Origin of the sequence: Cellvibrio sp. KY-GH-1 (assembly GCF_008806975.1) — a bacterium.
Taxonomy (GTDB): Bacteria; Pseudomonadota; Gammaproteobacteria; order Pseudomonadales; family Cellvibrionaceae; genus Cellvibrio.
On sequence record NZ_CP031728.1, the window covers coordinates 1,759,634 to 1,771,333 of the forward strand.

At 49.1% G+C, this 11,700-nt stretch carries 10 protein-coding genes; 7 read left to right on the forward strand and 3 right to left on the reverse strand.

Annotation, left to right across the window (positions count from 1 at the left end):
* The first annotated feature begins 73 nt into the window (after window positions 1–73).
* Window positions 74–922: a 6-carboxytetrahydropterin synthase gene (locus D0C16_RS07485; RefSeq protein ID WP_151034842.1), complete on the forward strand. Its 849-nt coding sequence runs from the start codon at window positions 74–76 to the stop codon at window positions 920–922.
* Window positions 923–939: 17 nt separating this feature from the next.
* On the opposite strand, the gene D0C16_RS07490 is transcribed toward D0C16_RS07485, so the two are convergent.
* Window positions 940–1,311, reverse strand: coding sequence for a DUF6164 family protein (locus D0C16_RS07490; protein ID WP_151031735.1), 372 nt, complete (start codon window positions 1,309–1,311; stop codon window positions 940–942).
* A 168-nt stretch (window positions 1,312–1,479) separates the two neighbouring features.
* Here D0C16_RS07490 and D0C16_RS07495 point away from each other — a divergent pair, with 168 nt between their 5' ends.
* The 6 genes from D0C16_RS07495 (at window position 1,480) to glgP (ending at window position 8,621) form a co-directional block, all read left to right on the forward strand.
* On the forward strand, window positions 1,480–2,595 hold the full coding sequence (locus D0C16_RS07495) for an ABC transporter permease (protein WP_225318942.1): 1,116 nt from the start codon (window positions 1,480–1,482) through the stop codon (window positions 2,593–2,595).
* 4 nt (window positions 2,596–2,599) lie between these two features.
* Window positions 2,600–3,358: an ABC transporter ATP-binding protein gene (locus D0C16_RS07500; RefSeq protein ID WP_151031736.1), complete on the forward strand. Its 759-nt coding sequence runs from the start codon at window positions 2,600–2,602 to the stop codon at window positions 3,356–3,358.
* A 37-nt stretch (window positions 3,359–3,395) separates the two neighbouring features.
* Window positions 3,396–4,367: an MlaD family protein gene (locus D0C16_RS07505; protein ID WP_151031737.1), complete on the forward strand. Its 972-nt coding sequence runs from the start codon at window positions 3,396–3,398 to the stop codon at window positions 4,365–4,367.
* The gene (locus D0C16_RS07510; protein WP_151031738.1) at window positions 4,368–4,949 is read left to right on the forward strand and encodes a membrane integrity-associated transporter subunit PqiC; all 582 of its coding nucleotides are present in this window, start codon (window positions 4,368–4,370) and stop codon (window positions 4,947–4,949) included.
* A 106-nt stretch (window positions 4,950–5,055) separates the two neighbouring features.
* Window positions 5,056–6,054: a 2-hydroxyacid dehydrogenase gene (locus tag D0C16_RS07515; protein WP_151031739.1), complete on the forward strand. Its 999-nt coding sequence runs from the start codon at window positions 5,056–5,058 to the stop codon at window positions 6,052–6,054.
* 44 nt (window positions 6,055–6,098) lie between these two features.
* Window positions 6,099–8,621, forward strand: coding sequence for an alpha-glucan family phosphorylase (gene glgP, locus D0C16_RS07520; RefSeq protein ID WP_151031740.1), 2,523 nt, complete (start codon window positions 6,099–6,101; stop codon window positions 8,619–8,621).
* Between the two features lie 151 nt (window positions 8,622–8,772).
* On the opposite strand, the gene D0C16_RS07525 is transcribed toward glgP, so the two are convergent.
* Window positions 8,773–10,533 (reverse strand): carbamoyltransferase C-terminal domain-containing protein, encoded by a 1,761-nt coding sequence (locus D0C16_RS07525; protein ID WP_151031741.1) that lies wholly within the window; start codon window positions 10,531–10,533, stop codon window positions 8,773–8,775.
* Between the two features lie 90 nt (window positions 10,534–10,623).
* Window positions 10,624–11,553, reverse strand: coding sequence for a methyltransferase (locus tag D0C16_RS07530; protein WP_151031742.1), 930 nt, complete (start codon window positions 11,551–11,553; stop codon window positions 10,624–10,626).
* Between the last annotated feature and the right edge of the window lie 147 nt (window positions 11,554–11,700).

The window sequence follows — 11,700 nt, forward strand, 5'->3', positions numbered from 1 at the left end:
AAAACCACCGAACAAACTCTGATCGCCAAGTGGTATCATGGCGCCCCTTCCAAATTGCCCGAATGGTTTTGCTATGTTGTTGTTTGTCGATAACCTCACCAATGTCGATTTCAGTTTCCTCGACCCGCTGCGCGGCTTGCTGGGTGAAACCTGGTTGGCGAATGTGCGCCTGCTAGGCGAGCTGGACGAACAGGGTATGGTGTGCGACTTCGGCACAGTGAAAAAGTTGACCCGCAAGTGGCTGGATGACGAACTGGATCACCGCCTCGCCGTACCAGTGCGCTCGCCCAACATCCGCATCACCGAAGAGGGCGATTACCTTACTATCGAGTGGAAATTCGGGGCCAAAGGCGAATTCCTGAGCACCCGCTCGCCACGCGATGCTATCGCTTTGGTGGAAGCGGAAGAGCTTACGCCCAAATCAGTAGCCGCCTGGTGTATCACCCAACTCAAACAACTTTTTCCGCCCCACGTACGTCTGGAGCTGGACTTTACTACCGAAGCAATCGATGGTGCCTACTATCACTACAGCCACGGATTGAAAAAACATTTGGGAAATTGCCAACGTATTGCCCACGGGCATCGGTCGCGAATTGATATTTGGGCCAACGGCAAAAAGTCGCCCCTGCTTGAGCAACGCTGGGCCGATGCCTGGGAGGATGTGTACATAGGTACACGCGAAGACATAGTGGGCAAACCGGAATACGATGGTATTGATTATTATCGCTTCGCTTACGATGCGCAGCAGGGGCCATTTGAAATCACTCTGCCGCAGCGCTGCTGTTATTTAATTGACACCGATAGCACAGTGGAATTTATTGCCTATCACATCGCCCACAAAACCCGCCAGGAAAACCCGGAAACGTTTATCCGCGTAAAAGCCTTTGAAGGAATTGGTAAGGGCGCAATTGCAGAAGCCTAAGCAAAAGGCGTAGACAACTACGCCTGTTTAAGCAGCATTAAAAACGGCACCAAGGTCAGCCCCGCCACAAAAATAATCGCGCAGACCAGCAGTAAAACGCGAATCGGCTGCGCGCAAAAATGCTGCCACGTACTCGGTGCTTGCCCCGCTTCCACCAGCTCTGCATAGCTCGCTTGCTGACGGGCACTGCGCTCATCCTGATAAGCACGAAGCAAGCCGCGCGCCTGTTCTTCCTGAGAATCATCGGCCAGCCAGATTGCATCCAGCCCCACCCGAAAAAATCCGGCATCCGTCTCGTAGTAACGAATTTGGTTATCATCCAGCAGTGCACGAATTTCCTGCGCTTCATCCGCAGGAACCTGTGCAAGTTTAAACAGCAATCTGGCCATAGTTATCAATCGCTCGCCGTATCTATCCGCAATAGGCGCGCATTATTTAGCTGATACGGATCAAAAGCCAATAAATAATATTGCAGCGAACTGCCAGCACGCTTTTAAATTTCACAGTCAACGCGCTATGATCAAATAAACATCATATCCCTTGCGCAGGAAAACGCCTTGCTCTACTGCATTGAACAAGACGCAAACCGGGACGAAACCCACTTTGAATTGAAGCTAATGGGCGATTGGCATCTGGGGAACACGCCAGTCGCCAACGAGCTGATTGCCGCTGTGCCTGCAACTTGCCGCACATTAACACTCAACACGCACGCATTACAGCACTGGGATTCAAGCGTGGCCATCGCCCTTCTGCCTCTGTTGCGTCACTGCGAACAACAGCAGATTCAATTTACCTGGCAACAGACACCGGCGGGCTTGCAACAGTTACTCGCGCTCGCCACCAGCATTCCCGTTTATCAGTCACCCGCTACCGGCGGTGCCATTACCCGCAAACAAGCATTTATAAAATTTCTACGCAACCTGGGGCAAGCAACGGAAACCACACTGGGTTTTATCGGCGATGTTGCATTGGCACTAGGCAACGGGATGCGTGGCAAGGCTAAGACCCGCCGCCAGGATATATTATTTTTTTTCGAGCAGTCCGGCCCGCGCGCACTGGCCATAGTAACGCTGATTGCATTACTGGTGGGTATGATTCTCGCCTATCTTGGCTCAGTACAATTACGTCAGCTCGGCGCGCAGGTTTATGTTGCAGATTTAGTCGCGATTGGCATGGTGCGCGAAATGGGCGCGCTCATGACAGCAGTCATCATGGCGGGCCGCACCGGTGCCGCTTACGCAGCGCAACTGGGTACTATGCAAGTCAATGAAGAAATTGATGCACTAAAAACCATGGGCATATCCACCATGGAATTTTTAGTGCTGCCGCGTTTAATCGCACTGATATTGGTGATGCCACTGTTATGTATTTACGCCGATGTGATCGGCATTATTGGGGGCGCCATAGTGGCCACCAGTATGGATGTGAATTTTGTGCAATATATTTTGCAAACCCAGGGTGCGGTGGATTGGGTCGACATCTTCACCGGTTTAATCAAAAGTATTTTCTTTGGCGTTTTGATTGCACTGGCAGGTTGTCAGGCGGGTATAAATTGCGGCCGCAATTCTGACGCAGTAGGCATGGCAGCAACTAATGCCGTAGTGCGCGCGATCGTGTATCTCGTGGTCGCCGATGCTGCATTTAATATTCTTTACGACAAATTGGGAATTTAGCATTGTGAATAATCCCGCATTTATTCAAGTGCGCGACTTAAGCATTGGCTATGGCAGCCGTGTAATACAAGAGCATTTGAATTTTACCGTTCAGAAAAACGATATATTTTTTATTATCGGTGGCAGCGGGTGCGGCAAAACTACTTTATTAAAACACATGATCGGCTTGCTCGCCCCCAGTAAAGGTGAGGTACTTTATGAAGGTACTAACTTTTACCAATCCGATGACAATACACGTCTGCAATTGCTGCAAGGCTGGGGAATTACTTATCAATCCGGTGCACTTTTTTCCAGCATGACCCTCGCTGAAAATGTCGCCCTACCCTTACAGCTCTATAGCGATTTGTCGGAAGCGCAAATTGCCGAAACGGTCGCCTACAAATTGGCCCTGGTTGGATTGGCCGGCTATGAAGCCTTTTATCCATCCGAATTGAGTGGCGGAATGCACAAACGCGCCGGGCTAGCGCGCGCTATTGCGCTGGACCCACAGCTATTATTTTTTGATGAACCTTCAGCGGGGCTTGACCCAATTAGTTCCCTGCGCCTTGATCAGTTGATCGTTCAGGTCTGTGCTGCACTGAACTCTACGGTGATAATCGTCTCTCATGAATTACCCAGTATTTTATCCATTGGCACTAACAGTGTATTTCTAGACGCGCAAGCCAAAACCATGTTGGATTCCGGGGATCCAAAAATTCTACTGGAACACAGTCAACAAGAAAAAGTTCGTCAGTTTTTAAGTCGTGCTGGCACGGCGCGTTAAGTGCTTATTGAACCGTTTATTGAGGCAGAGGGGCTTTATGAGCAAACCCAGATCTGTTGTGATTGGTGCATTTATTGTCGGTGCACTGTTGCTGGTATTTATTGCACTGCTATTTTTTTCCGGCGGCCAACTCTTTTCCCATAAAGAGCGGGTCATTATGTACTTTGAAGGGTCGGTGCAAGGTCTGCAGATAGGAGCCCCTATTAAATTAAAAGGCGTAGTGCTAGGAGAAATCACCGACATCCAAATCAATTTTCAAAGCGACGACAAAAACATCCTTACCGCCGTAACCGCCGAATTGGCATTACAACGTATTAATCGCAAAGGTGCGAATGTCGATCAGGAATTTTTTGAAGGCGCCATACAACGAGGGCTGCGTGCGCAGCTTAATTTCCAGAGCTTTCTCACCGGATTACTTTATGTGGAATTGGATTTTTTCCCCAACATGCCTGCACATTTATATGGTTTTCAAAATGATGTACTCGAGCTGCCAACAGTGGGTACAGAATTTGAGGAAATATCTAAAAATCTGCAAGACCTGAACATCAAAGGCGTGATTAATAACCTGGAAAAGCTCAGTGCCAATATTGCTAAATTGGTGGAAAGCGGCACTGTGGAAAAAACCTTGGGCAGCGTAAAAACAGCCGCCGACGCTATTGACCAAACAGCCATCAGTTTTCGCACAGATATTAACGCTATTAGCCAGGAGTTAACGAAAACCAGCAGTGAATTAAACACGCTACTGATCACGTTGAACACGCAAGCGCCGGCTATTTCGCTGAATTTAAACAACACTCTGACGCAGCTTCAGCAAAGCCTCGCACAATTTAACGACACCGCACAGACACTGGACACTACTTTCGCTGAAGATTCTCCGCTGGTTTATCAACTCAACCGCACTCTGAAGGATGTCAGCCGTTCTGCGAATGCGCTGCGTGACCTGAGCGATACACTGGAAGAGCAGCCCGAGTCTCTACTGCGTGGCAAACACACGTTGGAGGAAAATTAAATGCAAAAAAAAGTCCTGCTATTGCTTGCCCTATTTAGCCTTTGCGCTTGCCAACATTCACCGCGCAAAGAATATTTCGCCTTGAGTGCCAGTGCGGCGGATTTTACCCTCAGCGAACAGACGCCGGTTAATCGGATTGTGGGGGTTGGACCAATCAGTATTCCGGAATATGTACAACACGACAAAATTGCCTACTGGAAAACCCCACAACAATTAATTCTGCTGCACAACTACTACTGGGCAGAACCACTGGAACGCGGCATTACCCGAGTACTCGCGCTGGAGTTACAAGCAAGCCAACATGATTGGCGAGTAATGCAATTTCCGTGGCCCGGCAAGCAGCACCCTGATTACTCCCTCAGGCTGGATATTCAGCGCTTGGATGCCTTTGCTGATCAAGCGATTCTCGAAGCGCATGTAGATTGGATAGATATGCAAACCCGGAATATTATTGCCAGCCAACACATCAAGCTACACCTACCCTGCAGCCCGAATCCTCACGCCATAGCCCGGGCTTACAGCGAACTCTTGCAACAAACTATCCGCACTATTAAACCACCGCAATTCACCCGTGGCGGCTAACTGCTTTTTGCAAACGAACCTCAACTTTTAGGTCTAGACTCTGAAACCAGAATAGGTAACAAGTCTTACCCAAAAACAACTTAAGGTTACAAAAAGGAAACTGCTTATGAAAGTTGCTGTTTTCAGTAGCAAACCCTATGACCGTGAATTTTTAACGGCTGCAAACGACAATTTAGAACAGCCGCAGCAACTTATTTTTTATGAAGCACAACTTAATTTGCACACCTGCATACTGGCGCAAGGTTGTACAGCAGTGTGCTGTTTCGTGAATGACCAGTTAAATGCCGAGGTATTAGGGCAACTAGCGCAGGTGGGCGTAAAATTAGTGGCATTGCGTTGCGCCGGGTTTAATCAGGTCGATTTAGCCGCAGCAAAAACACTGAATATTAAAATTGCACGGGTTGCGGAATATTCACCACACGCCGTTGCGGAACATGCATTGGGTTTAATATTAATGCTCAACCGCCAATTGCATCGCGCCTACCGCCGCGTGCACGACAATGATTATTCGCTCAATGGCCTGCTGGGTTTTGATCTGGTAAAAAAAACCGTCGGTGTTATCGGTACCGGAAAAATCGGCCAGACATTTGCGCGCATCATGCAAGGCCTCGGCTGCGAAGTAATTGCCTATGACCCCCAACCAAATCATGCGCTTGCCGCCGCCGGCATAACCTATGTTGCCCCTGATGATCTCTGGCCCGCTGCCGATATCATTTCGCTCCACTGTCCTCTCAACAACAACACCCACCATTTAATTAACCCGGTAACCATTGCAGCCATGAAAGACGGTGTGATGCTAATCAATACGGGGCGCGGCGGTTTAATTGATACCCGTGCTGTGATTGCTGGATTAAAAGCAAAAAAAATCGGTTACCTGGGCTTGGATGTTTACGAAGAGGAAGGCAATTTATTTTTTGAAGATCAATCCAACAATTTATTGCAAGACGATATTTTCGCTCGCCTCCTTACCTTCCCCAATGTCGTCATTACAGGCCACCAAGCATTTTTTACCCGCGAGGCGCTAACTAGCATCGCGACCATTACACTCGACAATATTCGCTATTTTGAGCAGCAGGACTTTTCACAAATGACGCTCGTGGAATAGCACCAAAAATTTGCAGTTATGTCAACCGGCGAGGGACAAATACTATGCCGCAATTTGATCGTTCACTGCCCGAAAACTTACTCGTACTGCACACGCTCGCGCTGGATTTACACTGGAGCTGGAATCACGCTTTAGATGAACTCTGGCGGCAAATCAATGCCGACATCTGGAATTATTCGCACAATCCGGTACTGGTATTACAACTCACCAGTGATGAACATTTTTCAGCGCTGGCGCAGGATAAAAATTTTCTCTCGCTATTGGATCGCCTGGTTGTCGCGCAACAAAAATATTTACAAGAACCCGCCTGGTATCAACAGAACTACCCCGACTCACCGTTGCGCTGCGTTGCCTATTTCAGTATGGAATTTGGTATTTGCGACGCACTACCTTTATATGCTGGCGGGCTGGGCATGCTAGCGGGTGATTATTTAAAAACGGCGAGCGACTTGGGCTTACCCTTGGTTGGCGTTGGCCTGCTTTATCAAGAAGGCTATTTCCATCAAAGCATTAATCGCCAGGGTACCCAGCAGGAAACTTATCTCTACAACGACCCCGGCAGCCTGCCCATCCAACCCCTGCGTGGGCCGGATGGTAGCTGGATGATTATCAAAGCGCACTTTCTCTGCCGTGAAGTTTGCTTTCGTGTTTGGTTAGCACAGGTGGGCCGAGTAAATCTTTATTTGCTCGACAGCAATGACCCACGCAATTTGCCGAGCGATCGTGGCATTACCAGCAAACTCTACGGCGGTGGCAGCGAGCTGCGTATGGTGCAAGAAATTGTGCTGGGTATTTGCGGCTGGCGATTACTGGAAAAGCTGGGGCTGGAAGTCGATATTTGCCATTTGAACGAAGGCCACGCGGCGTTTGCCACACTCGAACGCATTCGTCATTACTGCAAATTACATCGCTGCGATTTTTGGCAAGGCCTATGGGCAACGCGCATGGGCAACTTGTTCACCACCCACACCCCGGTGGAAGCCGGGTTTGATCGCTACCCCGCCGAGCTGCTGCGTCGCTATGCGGATAACAGCGGCGCCGAGATGGGCATAACTGTTGAAGACGTTATCACTCTGGGGCGTGCGAATCCCAAAGATGAAAATGAACCCTTCAATATGGCCTGGCTCGCGATGCGCACCTGCGCTCACAGCAACGGTGTTAGCGCCCTGCACGGCGCCGTGAGTCGCCGTATTTTCCAGACCATTTACCCGCGCTGGCCCGAGCGCGAAGTGCCGGTTGGGCATGTCACCAATGGCGTACACATACCAACATGGGATTCCCCCTTGGCTGATCAACTCTGGACCCGACTCTATGGCAAAGAGCGCTGGCGCAAAGATTGGAGCAAGCTGAATCTCGCCCGGCTTAATGAAGTGAGTGATCGGGAATTGTGGCAGCTAGCTAATGAAGGGCGAACCAATTTGGTGGACTACGCGCGCCTGCGTTTGTTACACCAATGGCGCAAAGAATCCACGCTATCTGAACACTGCGATTTAGCCCAGGAGATGCCACTGGACCCAAGTATTTTGACCCTCGGTTTTGCGCGGCGCTTTGCCGAATACAAACGCCCGGATTTACTGCTACAGGACCCGGATCGCCTGGAGCGAATTCTCTGTAATCCGCGCTACCCGGTACAATTGCTGGTCGCTGGCAAGGCTCACCCTGCAGACCAAATTGGCAAAAGTAAAATCCAACATTGGCAATTATTTTTGCAACGCGAATCAGTGCGCAAGCATCTGGTATTTATCGAAGACTACGACATAGACCTTGCCCAACGCCTGATTCAGGGCGTGGATTTGTGGATCAACAACCCCCGCCGCCCCTGGGAGGCAAGCGGCACCAGCGGAATGAAAATTCTGGTCAATGGCGGATTGAATCTATCCAGTCTCGATGGCTGGTGGGCCGAGGCGTTTCAAGCCGATGTTGGCTGGTCACTGGGCGATGGACAGGAACATGGTCCCGAGGCCGATGGAGACGATGCCGAGGAACTTTATCGCCGCCTGGAAGAAGAAATCATTCCGTGTTTCTACCAGCGCGACAGCGAGGATTTGCCGCGCCAGTGGCTCACCCGGGTGCGCGCCAGCATGTCCACGCTCACCTCCAATTTCAGCAGCAACCGCATGTTGCGCGACTACTTGGAAAATTATTACGTGCCCGCTGCTCGCGGCTATCAAGATCGCACCAGCAACCAAGGCCAACTGGCGCGCGAGCTGCGCCAGTGGCAATCGCAGTTACAACAACACTGGCATGAAATTCATATGGGCGAATTACAAACAGAAGGAGAAAATATTTATCTGAGCGTGCACTTGGGCGGCTTGTTACCGGAGTTAATAAAAGTGCAATTAATAGCCGACCCCATAAACGACGTCGTTAACACTAGGCTGCCGGCCGCGACCCTGGATTTACAATTGCAGCAAAGCCTTGGCAGTGATGCCCACGCCTGGCGTTACAAGCTCAGCCAGCCGCTGGATCGCCCGTTGCACTTGTTTACCGCCCGGGTAATTCCCGCCCACAGTGCGGCTTCGGCGCCCGCTGAAATCCAATTAATTACCTGGCAAAGCAAAAGTTAATTCGCACGCAATCTCCCCCAGCCCCTCTTTGTCAAAGAGGGGAGCCAAATTTTTCCGCGCGAAAGTGCCTCTTTTTTACAAAAGCGAGAAGTTACCTCTTAGCACCTCCCTTTTATAAAGGGAGGCTGGGAGGGATTTAGCAGAGAGCTATTTAACTGACTGGCATTACGTCAGCTGTCTCCATACTTTTACTCTGCACAGGCGCTGGATTTTTCTTGCGCACGATAAAATTATCGATCACCAAAAAATCAATTTTGGTACGCAGGAAAGTTTTCAACGCATCTTCCGGGCTACACACAATGGGTTCGCGATCATTGAATGACGTATTCAATAACAGTGGAACTCCGGTTAATTTTTTAAATGCAGAAATTAACGCATGGTATTTAGCGTTGGTGGTTTTGCTCACCAGTTGAATACGGCTAGTGCCATCCACATGAACCACCGCAGGGATACGCGCGCGCTGCTCTTTATTCACCGGATAAGCCATCAACATGTAATGCGCTGAATCGGCATCCTTCTGAATATCAAACCATGCTTTCGCATCTTCCTTTAACACGCTCGGGCAAAAAGGGCGATGATCTTCGCGATGCTTCACCAGCAGGTTCATGCGCTTCACCATCTCCGGATCACGCGGGTCCGCCAGCAAACTCCGGTTACCCAATGCACGCGGGCCAAATTCCATACGCCCCTGGAACCAGCCAACCACTTTGCCAGATGCAATTAACGCGGCAACTTCATCGGCAATATTGTCGGCACGCTCATACACCACATCAAACAAACCCAGGGTCGCCAGAATTTCTGACTCGGAATATTCCGGGCCGAGATAGGTGTCATTGGCTTCAAAGGAAGCGCACTTCTCGCCATAAAAAATATTGTGATACGCATGCAGCGCAGCACCCAATGCAGTACCTGCATCATTCGCCGCCGGTTGGATATAAATATTCTCAAACGGACCCTGTTCAAATATTGCCGTATTCGCCACACAGTTCAAGGCGACGCCACCAGCAAGGCAAAGGTTTGTGGATGGGTTAATTTGCGCCGCATAATGTGTGAGTGCCAGTAAAATATCGGTGGTGATTTGTTGCAGTGCAGCTGCCAGGTCCATGTAATCGCTGGTAATCGCCGAACGATCTTGCAATGCGGGCAAACCAAACAGTGTTTCAAAGGTAGAAAAATCGTTACTGCGGAAACGGCATACATCAATATCCATAGTAAAGCCATCGGGCTTTATCTCAACAAAGCGTTGGAAATGGCCGATAAACCGCTCCGAATTTCCGAAGGATGCAAGGCTCATTACCTTGCAGGCATCGTATTCGCTCATCCCCATAAACTGGGCTACTTTTTCCCACAATAACCCCAAAGAATTGGGGTAGCTGATTTCCTTCATGGAAAACAATTTTCCTTCACGGGCAGCACTGATGGTGACGGATTCATATTCACCAATACCATCAATAGAGATCACGGTTGCATCGGTAAATGGTGATGGATAATACGCGGACGCCGCGTGGGCAACGCAGTGATCCACCCACATAAATTGCCCGTTAAACCCCAGTGCACGAATCTGCTCGGGAATACCGACCAACTTTTTATAGAATTTTTGCTCGCCCGCCGCTGTACCCCACTCCCCCTCCTGCACCTGCTCATCCAGTTTAAGGTTGTTATGCAAACGCTTTAGTGGGTTAAATGAAAACGCAATAATGTCTATATCTGACAATAATAAATTGCCCATTTCCAAACACAGGTTCATAGCCTGCAACGGAATTTCATTGGGGTTACCGGTAAGCGCCGGCTTGGCGTGTTTAACGCGATTCAATCGCTCTTCTTCAATCGCTGCAATGACTTTGTTATCACGAATTAACGCCACTGACGACTCATGATATGCGCAATTCAAACCTAAAATATTAATGGACATGACTCCCTCTCAAAATAAAATCTGTCGGCAATTAAAATTACAAAAAACACCTGTAATCAGGCAAAAAACTCGCACCGATAAAAGGGAAAATTACTTAATCCCCAACGGGGTTTCCCAGGGCTCGTAAATTTTTGGCGTGGATGAAATACTTAACGATGAGGGAGCATTGTGGCGATAGCGCAAAATACACATATGCAGATGCGTAACACCGTCGGTCGCCGCTTGTGTTTTCATGGTTTCAATCAGGCTTTTATCCTGACCAAAGATTCCTACAAAACGATCCACAAAAGCGTCATAGGTAATGGGCGCCAGGTCGCAAATAATTTCGGTTGCGCCCTGCGGCAAATATTCCCGTGCGGTTTTAATCAGCATTTCCGGGCGCTCAAGGTTACCCGGCGCCATAGTGACAATTTGCAACACGCCACTGTCCGATAACTGCGGCACTACACTGGCCAGCATTTTTTCCAGAAAGGTAAAGCCGTAAATACCGGCTGCGGAATTGAGGTAGTAATCCATACCCGGTGGGGTTGGCTCAAAGGGAGGATTAGAAATAATTAAATCAAACTTTTCACCCTGTACCGGTGAAAAAATACTGTTCACATCGCCATCGCGAATAGCCAAGCGATCGCTGACACCATTAATCAGTGCATTAAATCCCGCATAAACTTTTGCTTTGGGGTTAATTTCCAGACCGGTAACTTTTGCAGCGCCCTGTTGCAAGGCATAAATACTCAAGACGCCAGAACCGAGTCCAACTTCCAATACATTTGCACCCTGCACATCGGTAGGAAGCAAATAATCCATCATAAAGTACTGCTCAGGTTGCATGGGAATAACCTGGTCAATACCCTGGTAATCGAAGGGATCGGTAATAACGCTCAGCGCTGTCGCCGCCCGTTTAACGGCAAGAATTTTTTCCAGCCAATCGGTTCCGGCCAGTGTTGCACTTTGCTCAGTAAAGGAATAATTGTTTCGCTCGCCTTGAAGGCTATAAATTTGTACATCAACAGCTTCGCTCATCGTAGTACCTCACGTAGTCCATTAGGGACTAATGTCCGCGCCTACTCCGAGCTGCTTGTGGTCATTGTGAAACTAACATTTCTAAAATGTTTTATTGGTTTTGTACGTTTATAAATTCAAATGAATTTTCTGACCATGAACAAATTG